Annotated in this window: 15 protein-coding genes; 9 read left to right on the top strand and 6 right to left on the bottom strand. The window is 40.2% G+C overall.

Annotated elements, in window-relative coordinates; genetic code table 11:
* Window positions 1-48 precede the first annotated feature (48 nt).
* The 3 genes from RGQ13_RS17975 to RGQ13_RS17965 all read right to left on the bottom strand — a co-directional run bounded on the left by RGQ13_RS17975 (window position 49) and on the right by RGQ13_RS17965 (window position 3,842).
* Window positions 49-1,245 carry an aminomethyltransferase family protein gene (locus tag RGQ13_RS17975; protein ID WP_348391103.1) on the bottom strand — a complete coding sequence of 399 codons (1,197 nt, stop codon included), beginning with the start codon at window positions 1,243-1,245 and terminating at the stop codon, window positions 49-51.
* Window positions 1,246-1,286: 41 nt separating this feature from the next.
* The gene (locus RGQ13_RS17970) at window positions 1,287-2,912 is read right to left on the bottom strand and encodes a phytoene desaturase family protein (protein WP_348391102.1); all 1,626 of its coding nucleotides are present in this window, start codon (window positions 2,910-2,912) and stop codon (window positions 1,287-1,289) included.
* Between the two features lie 153 nt (window positions 2,913-3,065).
* Window positions 3,066-3,842 (bottom strand): helix-turn-helix domain-containing protein, encoded by a 777-nt coding sequence (locus tag RGQ13_RS17965; RefSeq protein ID WP_348391101.1) that lies wholly within the window; start codon window positions 3,840-3,842, stop codon window positions 3,066-3,068.
* Between the two features lie 217 nt (window positions 3,843-4,059).
* Here RGQ13_RS17965 and RGQ13_RS17960 point away from each other — a divergent pair, with 217 nt between their 5' ends.
* Together RGQ13_RS17960 and RGQ13_RS17955 are read left to right on the top strand one after the other, a co-directional pair.
* A complete protein-coding gene (locus RGQ13_RS17960) occupies window positions 4,060-5,259 on the top strand; it encodes an MFS transporter (protein ID WP_348391100.1) in 1,200 nt (399 codons plus the stop codon).
* A 27-nt stretch (window positions 5,260-5,286) separates the two neighbouring features.
* Complete coding sequence (locus RGQ13_RS17955; protein WP_348391099.1) at window positions 5,287-5,994, top strand: type 1 glutamine amidotransferase; 708 nt, start codon at window positions 5,287-5,289, stop codon at window positions 5,992-5,994.
* On the opposite strand, the gene RGQ13_RS17950 is transcribed toward RGQ13_RS17955, so the two are convergent.
* Window positions 5,989-6,444, bottom strand: coding sequence for a GNAT family N-acetyltransferase (locus RGQ13_RS17950; RefSeq protein WP_348391098.1), 456 nt, complete (start codon window positions 6,442-6,444; stop codon window positions 5,989-5,991). The two genes, RGQ13_RS17955 and RGQ13_RS17950, sit on opposite strands and share 6 nt — an antisense overlap.
* 143 nt (window positions 6,445-6,587) lie before the next feature.
* Here RGQ13_RS17950 and RGQ13_RS17945 point away from each other — a divergent pair, with 143 nt between their 5' ends.
* The 6 genes from RGQ13_RS17945 to RGQ13_RS17920 all read left to right on the top strand — a co-directional run bounded on the left by RGQ13_RS17945 (window position 6,588) and on the right by RGQ13_RS17920 (window position 13,462).
* The gene (locus RGQ13_RS17945) at window positions 6,588-9,053 is read left to right on the top strand and encodes a GcvT family protein (protein ID WP_348391097.1); all 2,466 of its coding nucleotides are present in this window, start codon (window positions 6,588-6,590) and stop codon (window positions 9,051-9,053) included.
* Between the two features lie 49 nt (window positions 9,054-9,102).
* On the top strand, window positions 9,103-9,507 hold the full coding sequence (locus RGQ13_RS17940) for a GFA family protein (protein ID WP_348391096.1): 405 nt from the start codon (window positions 9,103-9,105) through the stop codon (window positions 9,505-9,507).
* A gap of 42 nt (window positions 9,508-9,549) precedes the next feature.
* Window positions 9,550-10,083 (top strand): cupin domain-containing protein, encoded by a 534-nt coding sequence (locus RGQ13_RS17935; RefSeq protein WP_348391095.1) that lies wholly within the window; start codon window positions 9,550-9,552, stop codon window positions 10,081-10,083.
* A gap of 7 nt (window positions 10,084-10,090) precedes the next feature.
* Window positions 10,091-10,399 (top strand): 2Fe-2S iron-sulfur cluster-binding protein, encoded by a 309-nt coding sequence (locus tag RGQ13_RS17930; RefSeq protein WP_348391094.1) that lies wholly within the window; start codon window positions 10,091-10,093, stop codon window positions 10,397-10,399.
* 171 nt (window positions 10,400-10,570) lie between these two features.
* A complete protein-coding gene (locus RGQ13_RS17925; RefSeq protein ID WP_348391093.1) occupies window positions 10,571-12,631 on the top strand; it encodes an oxidoreductase in 2,061 nt (686 codons plus the stop codon).
* Between the two features lie 465 nt (window positions 12,632-13,096).
* Window positions 13,097-13,462 carry a hypothetical protein gene (locus tag RGQ13_RS17920; protein WP_348391092.1) on the top strand — a complete coding sequence of 122 codons (366 nt, stop codon included), beginning with the start codon at window positions 13,097-13,099 and terminating at the stop codon, window positions 13,460-13,462.
* A 104-nt stretch (window positions 13,463-13,566) separates the two neighbouring features.
* Here the strand turns inward: RGQ13_RS17920 and RGQ13_RS17915 are convergent, their stop codons facing one another.
* Both RGQ13_RS17915 and RGQ13_RS17910 read right to left on the bottom strand, forming a co-directional pair.
* On the bottom strand, window positions 13,567-14,217 hold the full coding sequence (locus RGQ13_RS17915) for an NrsF family protein (RefSeq protein WP_348391091.1): 651 nt from the start codon (window positions 14,215-14,217) through the stop codon (window positions 13,567-13,569).
* Window positions 14,217-14,786 carry an RNA polymerase sigma factor gene (locus RGQ13_RS17910; protein WP_348391090.1) on the bottom strand — a complete coding sequence of 190 codons (570 nt, stop codon included), beginning with the start codon at window positions 14,784-14,786 and terminating at the stop codon, window positions 14,217-14,219. The genes RGQ13_RS17915 and RGQ13_RS17910 overlap by 1 nt, the downstream gene beginning before the upstream one ends.
* Before the next feature lie 499 nt (window positions 14,787-15,285).
* Here RGQ13_RS17910 and RGQ13_RS17905 point away from each other — a divergent pair, with 499 nt between their 5' ends.
* Window positions 15,286-16,641, top strand: a complete 1,356-nt coding sequence (locus RGQ13_RS17905) for a serine hydrolase domain-containing protein (RefSeq protein ID WP_348391089.1) — start codon at window positions 15,286-15,288, stop codon at window positions 16,639-16,641.
* The last annotated feature ends 24 nt before the right edge of the window (window positions 16,642-16,665 follow it).

Below are 16,665 nucleotides of genomic sequence, written 5' to 3'. Positions count from 1 at the left end.
TATCAGCTGGGTATACCCCAAACGGGGAAGTTTAATATATTTACATCACTATTTTGCTGGTACTTGATTGCGTTGTGGCAAATCAACAAATGGTATTTGACATATTTCGCCTGCAACTTCATTGCCGGTTTTATTACAAATAACATAGATGTTTTCTATATCTGCACAATCGGTGACGATTGAGGCAAATCCTATCCAGTATCCTGCATTTTCATGCCATACAATTGAAGGCAGACTGCCTATCTCTATCTTTACTCCGTCAACAGCGCCATAAAGCTGATGGCCATCTTCGAGCAAGCAATTTTTCTTTATTTTAATGCCTTTCATTTTAAATCTGCTACCGCAAACTTTCTCTTTGCTTAACGAAACTTTACCAACAAAATCATCATTGCCCTTTAATTTTACGTTCCAACCTAGCGTTAATTCATATGGAGTACGTTCACCAGCCAAATCTTCAAACGTGCCGGCAGTATCCCAACCAGGTACAATCATACCTGCCTCAATTCGACAAATATTAAGTGCTGTTAAGCCATAGCCAGGAATCTTTATATCAAGAGTTTGTTCGGCTTTTTCGATAGCGTTAGTTATTGTCTCAATGGCTTTCGGACTGAACCATATCTCATATCCTAAGTCACCGGTAAAACCAAGACGGCCAACAAGAATTTGATGACCATTCAAGTCGAAATATTTCAACTCAAATGGGGCTAGTTGTTCGATACCTGTAAAACCTACTTGTTGCATCACTTTACCAGACATAGGCCCTTGTATTGCTATACCCGCTGATAGTGCTGTTTCATCGGTAATCGCTAGATCTTCAAAGTCGTTATATTTTGCGAAATGGTCATCAAGATCTAGCTCTGAAATAAGCAACAGGTAATCATCAGCGCCAAGTTTTATTACTATTCCGTCATCAATTAAATAGCCTTGTTCATTGCAAATAAGGCCATAAGCCGCTTTTAAAACAGAGAGTTGGCTTACCGGAGCAGTTAAAATTCTATCTAAAAAGTGACCAGAATCTGTGCCTCTCATACGATACTTTTTCATCGGTGAGGCGTCGAACATCGCACAACTTGAGCGCAAAGTCTTATACTCTAATGCGGCGTCGCTATAATGCATGGGTAAACAAAAATCATTCCAAATATCGTAATCTTCAGGCGCTGTGTTTGCGATGTGTTCATTGAAATCGAAATTGCTGTGACGACTGACAAGGTCACATAACACGCTTTTTTTAACTGGATTTGTCATAATTATTCTCTATTCTTTTGGATGATGATTAATCTTAACTATTAAGCTAAACGTCGCCATTTAAAGTCTTTCATTATTTCTCGTGCGGCATTATGTCCAGGACAACCCGATACGCCACCACCTGGGTGAGCACCAGAGCCACACAAATATAAATTTTTCACCGGCATTCTGTAATCAGCATAACCTGAGGTTGGCCGCATGCTATACATTTGATCAAACGCTAAAACGCCGTGAAAGATATCGCCACCAACTAAACCAAACTCTCGCTCTAAATCCAGTGGTGACTTAATTTGTTTGCCAACAATTGAGGCTTTAAAGTTCGGCGCAAATTTGTTCAGATGATCAATAATATGGTCAGCAACCTGCTCTCGAATATCGTCCCAACTCTGGCCATCGGGTAAATTGGGGTTGAAGTGCTGGCAAAATAAGCTCATCACATGTTGGCCTTCAGGGGCTAGCGTATCATCTAGAGTGCTTGGAATATAAACTTCTAAAGAAGGCTCTTTCGACCAACCGGTACGAATCGCATCATTAAAGGCTATTTCATAATGTTCCATACTAGGGCTTAAACTTACCATGCCTTTTAAAATTTGATCCTGCTCTTGCTCAGGCAAGTGTTCAATACAGGTAAATTTCGGCATCTCGCTGATCGCCACATTCATTCTAAATGTGCCACTGATACAACGATAATTGTTCATTCTACGCAAGAATTCTGGTTCTAAATGTTCACTGGCAACGAGTTTATTAAACAGTAACTTGGGGTTGGTATTTGCGGCAATTACCTTGGCATAAATTTTTCTTCCATCATTTAGTTCAACGCCACGAGCAATGCCATTTTCAATGATAACTTGTTGCACTGGTGCGCTTACTTCAATATCGGCGCCGAACGCCTGTGCAGATTTTGCCATCGCCTGGGTAATTGAGCCCATTCCACCTTTGGCATGACCCCAAGCGCCTTTTTCTCCATCTATTTCGCCGAAGTAATGATGTAAAAGTACGTATGCTGTGCCTGGTGAGTACGGGCTTGCCATAGTACCAATGAACGAGGTTGAGCTGAGTGATGCTTTTAACAAATCACTCTCTAACCATTCGTCAAGAAATTCCTGCACTGACATCACCATCATTTTGGCAAAATAGTGCTGCATATCAGCATCGAGTTTTCGCACTCGATTAGCAACTTTACCAAGGCGCATTATATCGCCTAAGCCACCACCGATGTTGGCTGGTGTTTCCAACACCACATCTCGAACAACATCGGCGCATTGTTCCAAAATATCATGTAGTTTGTGCCAGTTTTCTTTATCTTGTGGCGATATGGCATCAATTTGTCGGTCCATTTCTTCATCATCGCTGGTCACTAAGAAATAACCACCGTCATTTTTTGGAATAAAGACACTGTCTTGTTCAGCCATCATGATTTCCAGACCGTATTTATACAGCTCCAGATCTTTGACTATTTTAGGGTTTAACAAACCTACAACGTATGAACATACTGAATTGCGAAAGCCTGGGTGGAATTCTTCGGTTACGGCAGCGCCGCCAACCACATCACGTTGCTCAACAACTTTTACTTTATAACCTGCTCGACAGAGATATCCTGCCGTAGTTAAACCGTTATGGCCGGCGCCAATAATAACGACATCGTATTCTGTATTATTTGTTGCCATGTATGCCTCAAAAAATCAATGGGAATAAACTTATACCAACTTAATTAAATTTATTTTCACTAAGTGGAAAATTAATTAATCAACTGGGTATTAGTGTATGCCTAGAGCATGCAGAAAACTTCCCTGCGTATCCGCAGCAAGAAAATTTTTAGCTTATTTTATTTCACTTTGTTGAATATTTTTAAGGTATTGGCTTGGGGATATTTCTTGATAGCGTTTAAATATTTTATAAAAAACGGATGATGAACTAAAACCGGCTTCATAGGCAAGTTCAGTGATGTTGACCTCACTTGAATCGCAGTTGTGTAATGATTTTAAAAATGCCTGTAAGCGATAATGATTGATGAAATCAAAAAATTTCATCTGATACTCATTATTTAATATCTGTGATAAATGATTACGACGGATATCTAGCATTTCGGTTAAGTCTTGCAGTTTTAATGATGAATCTCGAAACGGCTCTTGTTGTGCCATGATGGCTTCAAGCTTGGTTTTGATAACTTTAGTTTGGGCTTGATCTAACCCAGACTTTGCGTATTTATCTTTTTCAAGCGCTGGTGCTGTAATGTCTTGATCTAAATTATAATAAGTCTGCAGCATGCTGATTTTACCATGACTAAATTTGATCAATTCCGCACTTTCTAGGTGTTGACTTTCTTGCGCTGATTTAATTTTTAATGATGATTGTAAAAAAACAACATCGCCATTGATCACCGGCTGCTGGACAATTGAAAATTCTATCTTTTGTGCAGTACCGGCAACAGTTCTGGCGATATATTGCTCAATCTCTTTGCCTCGATATTCTTTGTTTTGTGCCGTGTCTATATACACCGCATCTTCACTAAAAAAGGCGGCAACAGCTTTTGCATCAGCGTTATTCCACGCCTGAAAGTAATTATTTACTGATTGTAAAAGTTGTTTGTTTTGCATAACTTGGGATTATTGGTTAGCGAAATTCTAGAATAAACTGATAGTTTATTTTTGTCTATAACTCTGAGTAGTAATACCCCATAGGGGTAGATACTCAGAGTAGGTTTTTTATTACACTGAAATATGCAGCATAGAAATAACACATTATGAACCAACAGTTTCCATTTAAGTAATTGATAAATAATAATTAAAATAAACATCAAAATTAAGGTTAACTATGACGACTAGCACAGCTTCAACCCAGTGGAATAACATCTTCGATGGATGGCGATCTATATCAACTGCCCTAGTATTAGCCTTAGTGGGGTATTCTGTAATGGTTAGTGTCCCTGTTCTTAGTACTGCTTGGGTGGGCATGTTGGGATTTACCGAAGAACAGGTTGGTCGAGTTGCTGGCGCCGACCTTGGTGGTTTTTCAATTGGCGCCATAGTGGCATCATTTTTTGTCGCCAGAATGCAACGCCGGGTGCTGGTATTTATCGGCTTGGCTATCTCAATGGCTGCTAATGGTTTATGTATCCCTTTGGTTGAATACGAACAAGTGTTATGGCTTCGCCTTGCTGCAGGGTTTGGCAGCGGTATGTTTACTTCTATCGCTATCGTTACTTTAGGCGGCACAACAAAACCGGTTAAAGCCTTTAATTACTTATTGTTCGCCTTTGCTTTTTCCACCGCTCTGGAATTACATACGTTACCGCAACTGTCTATAGAGGGGATTTACCTGTTCTTTATAGCTCTAAATATTATGTGTGTGGCAATGATCCCCTGGTTACCAAATAGAGGATTAAATACTGAAGAACTGGCCATTCAACAATCTGAAGAAAATGATGTTGAAGATTGGCGTGTACCGCGCATATTACCGATTTTATGCTTGGTTGCAGTAGGGTTTACCTATGTCAATATTGGTGGTTATTACACCTATATAGAACTAGCTGCCCATGCCGATGGTGTGGCTGAAGATTGGATTGGTCCAGTGTTAACTTGGTCTTCAATTTTTGCTATTGTTGGTTGTTTTCTTGCTTTGATCTGTTCAAGGTTTGGCTTGTTTAAACCGTTATTTATCTCACTTTTAGCGATGTTTGCCATAGTCGCCATGCTCAGTGTTGGTATAACCGACATGAACGTAATGGTCAGTCTTTTTGGTTTTATGACCTTATGGACCTTTGTTGATGTTTATCAATCAGCTATGATGGCTCATATGGATAGAAAAGGCTCTTTAATTGCCTTGATGCCAAGCGTACAGGGTTTTGGGCAATTTGTTGGTCCCAATATTTCAGCGTCTATTTTAGGTGCTGGCTTTGGTTACAGTACAATGTTTGTCGTGTCAGGCAGTATGGCGATTATCGCAATGGGTTTATATGTTGGTATATTCCTTTATATGCATCGTAGAAAATCGTTGGTGCCAGTGCCCAATTAAGTAGTTGCTTTAGTTGTAGGAAAAATAATGAGCAAAGAAGTATTAATTTTTATGCATACTGAAGAGGATGCACCAGGTTACTTTGAAAAGTTTTTACAACATAGAAGTATCCCATATCGTCTTATACACAGTTATAAAGATGAAATAATTCCACAGCTCGATGACTCGATTGCTGGCCTGGTATTTATGGGCGGTAGCATGAGCGTTAATGATGATATTGACTGGGTCAGCACCGAAATAAATTTGATCAAACAAGCTTTAAGTTCTGGCATACCAATTCTTGGCCACTGTTTAGGTGGGCAATTGATCAGCAAAGCATTAGGCCAAAAAGTGGTTAAAAATTCAGTAGATGAACTAGGTTGGCATCCATGTTTTCGAATTGATGAGAATAGCAGTGACTGGTTAACGAATATCCCCGATACATTTATGATGTTTCATTGGCATAATGAAACATTTACCATTCCGCCGGAGGGTAAACCATTATTTTCTTCAGAGTTCTGCAAAAATCAGGCATATAGCTATGGTGATAACGTACTGGCAATGCAATGCCATGTAGAGATCACTGAACCATTACTTCGAGACTGGGTAGAGAGGCATCAGCACCATCTAAATAAAACCAGCAGCTCTGAGCAAAACGGTGAGCAAATGTTAAAACCGGTAGTTGAAAATGTGAGAGCGTTAAACCAAATTGCCGAACAGCTTTATATTCGCTGGCTTAAAACTGTAAGTTTATAACTCTAAGCAATATTTATAATATTCATCATCACGTTCATAACCTAGTCCTTCATACAGGGCTTGCGCTTGCTTGTTGTCTATTGCAGTTTCTAAATCTATACGAGAAGCTCCAGTTTCGGTTGCCAATTGTAATGCCTGCGCCATAAGGGCTTTACCTACGCCTTTTTGCCTAGCATTTTTATCAACAAACAAATCATATAAAATCCAGATCGGGGTTGCATCAACACTGCAAAAGCTTGGGTAAAGCTGAGTAAAGCCTAGTGCTTGCTTGTTTTTATCCAGCGCCAGATAAATTACCGATGAATCGGTTTTCATTCTTTGTTCAATGTAATTTGTAGCAAGTTCAATGTTGGCATCTTGATGATAAAACTGGCGATACAAATCAAAAAGAGTTGCTACTTGCTCTAACTCTTCCAACCCTGCTTTAACAATATTTAATCTCTCATCCATTACACGCATCTCTATTTTTAATACCAATGAATACATTCTTATTATTGTCGGTTTTTTAAACAATACCACTTTAGCGGTATATGCTTTATTACAAAAGTAAAACAAACTGATAATGCCCAATTCCGTAAAATATGTGAACGTTGATGAATACAAAAAATATATCACTCCCTGAAAAAGCCCAAGTTGTCATCGTTGGTGGTGGCATCATAGGTTGCAGTGTTGCCTATCACCTTACCAAGTTAGGTTATACCGATGTTGTTGTACTTGAACGGGCGCAACTAACTTCAGGTACAACCTGGCATGCGGCAGGTCTAATTGTTTCAGGGTTATTAAGCGATGAAACCAGCGCCGATATTTTTACCTATGGTCGAGATTTATATTCAAGGCTCGAACAGGAAACCGGTTTAGCAACGGGCTTTAAATCAGTGGGTTATTTGCAAGTGGCCTGCAATGAAGAACGTTTGGAAGAAATGCGTCGCAGCGCGGCATTTATGCGTACTCGTAATATTGATTGTCAGGAAGTCTCTGTTGAAAAAGCTAAAGAGCTTTGGCCTAAAGCCAAATTTGATGATGTTATTGCTGCGTTTTATACCCCTGAAGATGGGCGAGCAAACCCTGTTGATTTAACCATGTCGCTCGCTCGCGGGGCAAAAATGGGCGGCGCAAAAATTATTGAAGGTGTAAGTGTTACCGGCGTTAAACAATGCGCAGGAAAAGTTACCGGGGTAACAACAGAGTTAGGCGATATTGATGCCACTTATGTTGTCAATTGTGCCGGCATGTGGGCTCGTCAATTTGGTGAATTAGCCGGCGTTAGTTTGCCTCTGCAAGCCGCAGAGCATTATTATTTAATTACTGATGATATGGACGGAATGCACCGAGATTTACCTGTATTAGAAGATCCAGACAGTTACGCTTACTACCGTGAAGAAGTTGGTAGTTTGATGATAGGCCTGTTTGAACCCGTAGCCAAAGCTTGGAATTTGCAGCATATCCCAGAAAATTTTATCTTTGGTGAACTAGAACCAGATTGGGAGCGAATGGCACCGTTTCTTGAAGCTGCTTATGAACGGGTACCTGCTGCTCGCGAATTAGGCATCCGTAAGTTTTTCTGTGGTCCTGAAAGTTTCACCCCTGATTTGTCACCATTGGTCGGTGAAACTTCAGAACTGCAGAACTTCTTTGTTGCCTGTGGCCTTAATTCACTTGGAATATTATCCGCAGGTGGTATTGGTAGATTATTGGCCAAATGGATTGTCGATGGCCGCCCTGATCTGGACGTTACAGCACTCAATGTTAATCGTTTTCACCCTTGCCAACGCAATCCTAAATATCTTGATGATCGCCTGGTTGAAGTACTTGGTAAAATGTACGAGTCTCATTACCCCAACTTAGGTATGAGCTCAGCCCGTAATGTTAAACAATCGGTATTGCATGAAAGGCTTGTAGCCGCAGGTGCCTTTTTCGTTGAAAGTGCCGGTTGGGAACTTGCTGACTGGTTTGCCCCTGAAGGTGAAAAAGCCGAAGTTGAACGTTACAGCTGGGGACGACAAAACTGGTTTAAATACCAGGAGGCTGAACATCACGCCTGTCGTAATGACGTGACCTTGATGGACATGTCATTTATGGCAAAGTTTTTAGTACAAGGTAATGATGCCGAAAAGGTGCTGAACAATATTTGTTGTAATGATATCGCAGTAGAGCCTGGGCGCATTGTTTATACTCAATGGGTTAATGAAAATGGCGGCCTTGAAGCTGATTTAACCGTCACCCGTTTAACAAAAGATACCTTTATGGTGATTTGCTCTGATACCACCCATGGTCATGTGAAAATGTGGATGGACAGAAACATTGCCAAAAATGCGCACGCATTTGTTACCGATGTCACCTCAAGTTACAGCCAAATAAACTTACATGGTCCGAAAGCTAGAAGTTTAATGGAGGATTTAACCCATGCAGATGTCAGTAATGAATCCTTTCCGTATTTATCAGCGAAAGAAATCGATATCGATTATGCTCGCGTAATTGCTATCAGAGTTACTTATGTTGGTGAGCTAGGCTGGGAGCTTTATATTCCAACCGAGCATGCTTTACAGGTTTATGACCGTATTGTGGCCGCAGGTAAAGTTTATGATCTGAAACATGCGGGCTTGCAGGCACTAAACAGTTTGCGTTTAGAAAAAGGTTATCGGGATTATGGCCATGATATTGATAATATGGATACCCCTCTTGAAGCAGGTCTGGGTTTTGCGGTTAAGCTTGATAAAGCCGATGGTTTTATTGGTCAAAAAGCATTAGCCAAACAAAAAGCTGAAGGTACATTAGGCGGGCGATTATTACAGTTCAAACTAAACGACTCTAAGCCATTGTTACATCATGCAGAATTGATTTACCGAAATGGCGAGTTTTGTGGCTATATGCGTGCTGGTGCTTATGGATTTACTTTAGGAGCGTCGGTAGGCTTAGGCTTTGTTGAGTCACAACCATTGATCAGCTCCGATGAAGTGCAAAATGATAGCTGGGAAATAGAGATAGCCGGCAACAAATATCCGGCACAAGCTTCATTGCGACCGTTATTTGATCCAAAAATGGAGCGAATAAAATGCTAAGTAGTTTGTCTTTAAACGAAAAAGTAGAAATATATCTAGGAGAGCAAAAATGATAACGGGTCACTGTGAATGCAACAAAATAACGTTTCAAGTCGATGGTGAAATTAACGATTTCAGTCATTGTCATTGCAGTCAGTGTCGACGACTTCATGGCGCTGCATATGCTACTTTTGCCGGTGTTAGGCGTTGCGATTTTTCATATACTTCTGGACAAGAACAGCTGACAACGTATGCATCATCAGCTTCTCATCAACGGATCTTTTGTAAAACTTGTGGCTCAAATATTATGGTTGCCCTTAGTGATGAGCCGGATGATTTTTATCTATCGATGAGTGCCATCGATGGCGATCCAAAATGTCCACCTGGTTACCATATATTTGTCGCATCTAAAGCTCCCTGGCACAACATTAATGATGATTTACCACAACATGATACTTTTCCGGAAGAATACTAATAGTACCCGGAATTCATTTAACTTAAAGCAAGAGGATAACCTATGAAAACATTTAAAAAATCCCCGACAAAAACAACCGTAGCAGGGCTTATTATTTGGAGCCTGTTGATGTTTATACTGGGTAATTTTAGCAGTGGAAACTTCACTAATAACGAGCAAGTTTTTCTCCCAGTTGTACATGCAGCAACTTTGCCAACCAGTTCCAAGCAATTAATCCGTTTGGATCGCGCTCGCCTCGAAGGAAAAAACCTAGGTGAATATGCACCCTATGAACCTGAAAGTGGAGATTTAGTCGCTCGTGGCTATGAGTACTTCTACAGTAAGGATGAAAATTTTGGTCTTGGCGTATGGGAAAGTAAACCAGGAAAAATGACCTATAAAGATTTAGAGTACGATGAATTGATGTTCGTGCTTGATGGCTCTATGGTTATGACCGATCAACAAGGAAACGTAGAAACCTTTACTCAGGGCGAGGGCATGGTTTTACCAAAAGGCTGGTCTGGAACATTAGCCGTTCCAGAGGGTGGTGTACGTAAAATATGGGTTGCCTATATGGGCGGTAAAAAAGGCGAATAACAATTATATGGACAAGGACTTTCTCACATTAGCAATTTCCTGTGTATCAGTGCAGGTTAATGGCATTAAAACTACGCTTGATTTAGCCGCCAATGGTGACAATGTTCTCGATGCGGCAATAGATCGAGGGGTCGATTTGCCGTTTTCCTGCAAGGTTGGAGTATGTGGAACTTGTAAAGCCAGACTTATTAAAGGTAAGGTGAAAATGGATGAAAATCATTACCTTACTGATGAAGAAGTTGCTGATGGAATGATATTAACCTGTCAATCCCACCCAATTACCGATATTGTTGTAATAGATTATGATATAGATTAACCAACGTCATAAATGACTTTACTGATATAACAAAAAATAGACTAATCAATACCTTAGTTACATCTATTCCACCCCTTTAGTGGTAGCCCATGTAGGCAGTTTCTACGGTATACTTTTTCCTAATACCAATAACATTGCATTCGCTTTTTTTAGCCTTACTGGAATTTAGTAATGACTCGTGAACCCCGTTTTGACATTTTATTTGAACCATTAAAAATTGGCCCGGTGACGGCCAAAAATCGCTTCTATCAAGTACCTCATTGTACGGGCATGGGCTGGCAGCGCCCAAACATGTTGGCTGCAATGCGAGGTATGAAAGCTGAAGGTGGTTGGGGAGTGATCAACACCGAATATTGCTCTATTCATCCAAGCTCTGATGATTTACTTTGTCCATACGCCTCTCTTTGGGATAAATCTGATATTAGAGCACATCTAATGATGACCGAAAAAATGCATGAGCATGGTGCGTTAGCCGGTGTTGAGCTTTGGTATGGTGGGGCAACAGCCTCTAACCTTTATACCCGCAATGTGCCATTTGATGTTAATTCGAAACCCAGTTGGAAAGGCTTTCCGTTTCAGTCGAGAAAAATGGATAAGCAGGATTTTCGTGATCTTCGTCAATGGTATAAAGATGCGGCATTAAGAGCGAAAGAAGCAGGCTTTGATATTGTTTACGCCTATGCAAACCACAATGATCTGTTGCACAACTTTCAACGTGTAGGTACAAACGATCGCACCGACGAATACGGTGGCAGCGTGCAAAATAGATCGCGCTTGTTGCGCGAAACCATCGAAGTATTAAAAGATACTGTTGGTGACACTATGGCCGTTGCAGTACGGTTTTCACCCGATGATGAGCGAATGAAGAATAACCAGCCGGTAACTGAAGAGACTCGCGAGTTTTTTATGCAGGTTGCCGAACTGCCCGATCTTTGGGATGTAACCGCTGCTAGTTGGGATATTGAGCTGGGTACTTCACGATTTGTTAATGAAGGTGGTAACGAGCCATACATGAGTTACGTAAAAGAGATGACCAGCAAGCCTGTTGTTGCGGTGGGTCGTTTCACTTCTCCAGATACTATGGTAAATCAAATAAAGCGCGGTGTGGTTGATATGATTGGTGCGGCAAGGCCGTCTATTGCCGACCCATTTTTACCGAAGAAAGTTGAAGAAGGTCGTTTTGAGGATATTCGCGAGTGTATTGGTTGTAATATGTGTTACACCGGTGACCAATTAGGCATACCAATTCGTTGTACCCAAAACCCGACTATGGGAGAGGAGTGGCGACGTGGCTGGCATCCTGAAAATATTCGTGAAAAAGGCTCAGAAAGTTCTGTTTTAGTCATAGGTGCAGGGCCTGCTGGCCTTGAAGCAACTCATGCTCTTGGCAAACGGGGTTACAATGTAATGTTATCAGAGGCGCGTAAAGAGATTGGTGGTCGCGTTGCTCAAGAGTCACGTTTACCATCGTTAAGTGAGTGGGTTCGGGTAAAAGATTATCGAGAACAGCAATTTTTGAAACTTCCCAATGTTGATGTATTCCTCGATAGTAAATTAACCGCTGAAGAAGCGCTAATGGCCGAAGCTGATCACATTGTTATTGCTACCGGAGCCAAGTGGCGAAGCGACGGTTTTGGCCGAACCAATACCATGCCTATTGAAAACTTGAACCATTCGAAACAAATATTTACTCCTGATGACATTATGGCGGGTAGGTTGCCAGAAGGGCGAGTAGTGGTTTTTGATGATGATTATTACTACATGGGACCGGTAATTGCAGAAATGCTACAACGCGCCGGTTGCGATGTTACTTTTGTTTCAACAGCCGATATGGCCTGTTCTTTTGGCGTTTATACAACGGAACAGCCAACGGCGCAAAAGTCTTTAATGGAAGCAGGGGTTAAGTTGGTGTTCTCACAAAACATCGACGCATTTGATGGTGAAAATATTACCTTAGAGTGTATGTATACTGAACAAGAATCATCTCTTAAAGCTGATGCCATTGTAATGGTAACCGCACGTTTGCCTACGGATAATTTATATTACGAATTACAGCAGTTAATGGAAGATGGCAAGGCAGGAGCAACAAAATCAATTTGTAGAATAGGTGATTGTGAAGCGCCGGGACCAATTGCTTCAGCGGTTTATTCAGGAAGACTCTATGCAGAAGAGTTAGATGATGATTCAGGGATTAACTATTCATTACGCCGAGATGTTAACTTTCAAGATTAAATAAAAATATATTTTCGGCTCTATTAGCGTTAGTTGATGTTGGTGTCAGTTAATGCCACTTTGCTGACGGTTTAAAATATCAGAAAAAATACAACGTCATCCTCGAGGAGCTCAAGCGACATCGGGGACCTCCTTCAGTTACAGTGTGCTTATAACATTCTTATTTTATTGTCTTTTATATCCACAGTATACGTCGGGAGGTCCCGCGTCTCGCTTTGGCTCGCGCAGGATGACGGCGCTCTTTTTTATTTCTGAAACCGAGAGCAAAGTGGCATTCGCCGACGCAAAATGAAGCTCAATAATTAACATTAATAGAGCTATATTTTCCCTCCTGTAACTATTTTATCTTTTCTTACGTATTAGTTGTTGACCCTATCAAAGGTTGGTGAATCAGCATCTGCTGAGAGTAGTTCACATATGTACCTTATTGAAAGCATGTTAATGACCGAAAAGGAAAACACTATTATGAACACATTAAAATCTGTAACAGCAATTACCCTGGCGGGAATTATTGCTCTGACAACTACCAGTGTAAATGCCAAAGAGCGGACCAAAGGTAGAGGAGCACCTGAAATACCAGTGATTTACGTCACGTCTCAAAATTTATATTACGATACGCTTCTACTGAAAGAGTTACCATACAATGGGACTGACAATTTTCAACAATTGCAAATGGCTGGACCCACCGGTGTGCAAACGGAATTTGGCCCTACAGATGTCGGCTATTATGGTGGCCGTTGGTGGGTAGATGCTAATCCAAATGGCATGATGGATGAGGATGATTTCTACTTTCTATGTCCTTTGCTTGGACCAGGAAGAACCGAGCCTTAAATCCCTACCACATTTAGTAAAAACTTAAATAAGCCTTTGAATATATATTCAAAGGCTTTTCTTCATCAACAATGAAAATTAGACCTGCTCAGTTTATTACCCAATTAAACTCGTTGTTTGTTAATTGGTTGCCAATACCAAGCGATCGCTACACCAATAAGTACCATCAAAAGACCTGGGGTTATATGAAATTTTAGAATATGACTAGGGTCATACATACATGCGATCTGCATATACAGTGCGGGTATCATACCGGAAGCAAGGCTGATCGACATTGCCGTACGCATTGGGTGTAAAGGGTAGAAGCGACGAACCAGAAACCAGGCCAAATAAATGGGAGGCAATGAATAAAGCATCGTTTCGTATCCGCATAAATCTCGCTTCCCTAAGGTGGAAGGCTCAAGAGCGGGTGACACAATACCGATCACATACTGCGAGAGCCATAGTGTCATCATAATAAAACCGCCGATCATAAAGCGCCGGCTAAGTGCCCCGGGTACTGCATCACGAAAAGCGAGCAAACTGACCCAAAAGATGGCCGCAACACCTAACAGAGTTTCTAACAAAAAACGCGGTGATGAAATAAGCTGAGATAAAGCACCTGGCCGAATGGGGCCAAATAAATGCATTACTATGACTACATAAACAGCACTAACGATAAACCATGAAACGGCAAACAGATTAACGCTTGGCATTCGCTTAACCGGTGCCAGGTTTTTGCTGAGTTCAGCAATGAATGTTTCTCGGTTTTTCATTAGTCTTCAGCCTCTATTATTTGCCTAAGTTTATTTATGGCTCTGTGCACCCGAACTTTAACTGCACTTTCGGAAATTCCCAGCTGTTTTGCTGTCTCAGCACCAGTGAAGCCTAACAGTTTAGTTAAGGTTAATACTTCTTTGTACTGTGTTGGCAACGCGTTCAATAAACTGCCATTGTCGATGCTGTGTTCCAACATGTTTGGTTGAACTCCCTGATTACGAATTTCTTCTTCTTGTTGATGATGTTCAATAATTTTTCGGAAGGTTTTTTTATGTCTTAGGTAATCGATCATCTTGTGACGAACAATGGTAAAAAACCAAGGACGGAATGGTCGTTTAGGATCATATGTATGACGTGCTTTGTGTATCGCTAACAAGGATTCCTGCACACAATCCTCAATAAAATTTTGATTACCTAACCGTTTACGCAGATATGCATGAATAACATTAGCCAATTCAGATAGTAACTGTTGGTAATCAGATTCATTACCCGCTTGAGCACTTACCATTAGAGTAGACCAACGATAACTATCAGACTGCTGCTGTGAGATGTTTTTTTTATTCACCCTTGCACCAAAGGCCTCTTCATTTGAAACTATGAAACACGAAAATATTACAATTCTGTTATTTAAATATCCTAGCACGGAAGCAAATTTATTGAAAATAACCCTCCCTTGTTTGCTATGAGAGCTGTTATTTATGTCTTTAATTTTTCCCGTCTGCAGCATTAGCTAACTCTTAGTAGTTAAGAAAAAAAACAGAGATATCGCCACAGTGGAAAGGCCAACCATCGCACTACATAAACAAGCGATATACTATTTAAATACGAATAATATGAGTAAATGGTTACAGTTAGAAAAAATAGATTTAAATGAAGCACCCCTAAATGTTTGATTGACGAGTTTATAGGGTTAACTTTTAAATCGCGAATACGATAGTGGGTATGAGCCGATAAACATAAATTCTAACAATTTAATGCTTAGCAATTTAACCGCTTTGGTTATTTAAATACCATGAGTAAGGTATATTAATTAACAACTATTTTACAAAAGGTTAGAAAGAAAAATGAAAAGAACAATATGTGCTGTATTGCTGTTAAGTTTTGGCTTGAATATGACCATAGCTGCAGAAAACGACAGTAAGAAAAACTATGAAAATATTCTAATCAATAATGTTGAATCAAAAGGCCCTGGGGTTGCAGTTATTATTAGCCAAAACGGTAAAGTTTTATATAAAGGTGCCCGTGGCCTTGCCAATATAGAGCATAATATTGCGTTAACAACTGACAGTGTATTTCGCCTAGGTTCAATTACTAAACAATTTACTGCCGCGGCAATAATGATCTTACAAGAACAAAATAAGTTGTCAGTTAGCGATAATATTCACAAATATGTACCTGAATTCCCAACAGAAGGACAAGTTGTCACCATAGAGCATTTATTAACTCATACTTCAGGCATTGCCAATTACACAGAGGATGAAAATATATGGAATAACCTGATACCAACAGCTACAACACTCGACGATATGCTAAAAGAGTTCGCTAAGCATCCTATGCCGTTAAAAACGGGTGAAGCTATGCGCTACTCTAATACTGGTTATGTGTTGTTAGGAAAAATTATAGAAGTTGCCAGTGGTGAAAGTTATGCTGATTTTGTTGAACAGCATATTTTCGCTAAATTAGGCATGAAAAATAGCCAATATGGCGGTACACAGCTTATTACTAATCGGGCTAATGGTTACTCTCGTTCAGAACATGGTTATGTAAATGCTGATCCGATAAACATGATGTGGCCACATGCTGCAGGCTCATTATTATCAACAGTTGATGATTTAAATATTTGGTTTTATGCACTTAGAAATGGCACATTAATTTCTAAAGATAGCTACCAACAAATGGTTTCAGAGTTTGAGTTAAACGATAAATCTATGTCAGATTATGGTTATGGTTTAGGCTTATTTAAAGTAAACAAATTTGACGCTATTGGTCACGGTGGCGGTATTCATGGCTTTGTTACTAATGCTCTATATATACCTGAAGAAGATTTATATATTGCCGTCCTTAATAATAATGACTCTGGTAATCCGCAAAACCTAGCTTTATTACTTGCCGCGAAAGCTTTAAATATTGATATACCTGAATTTAAAGCGATTGATCTTTCGGAAGAAAAAATTAAAGCAATGATGGGAACCTACTCTGTTAATAGTGAATCACAGCGCACTTTATCATTTGAAAGTGGCAGTGTGTATTCGCAAAGAGACGATGGTCATAAATGGTTGATTAAGCCAATGTCGGATAATAGCTTTTACTATGAAGGCAGCCTTTCATATTTTTACATTGATAAAAATGATAAAGACCAACAAGTGATGAACTTTTACAGCAACCTTTCTACTACTGCTGATGTAGCGATAAAAAATTAATATCACAACTTGCATACGTTGAGG

Origin of the sequence: Thalassotalea psychrophila (assembly GCF_031583595.1) — a bacterium.
GTDB classification, from domain to species: Bacteria; Pseudomonadota; Gammaproteobacteria; order Enterobacterales; family Alteromonadaceae; genus Thalassotalea_A; species Thalassotalea_A psychrophila.
The sequence above is the reverse complement of the archived record's forward strand: the minus strand, read 5'-3'. Positions and strand labels throughout refer to the sequence as shown.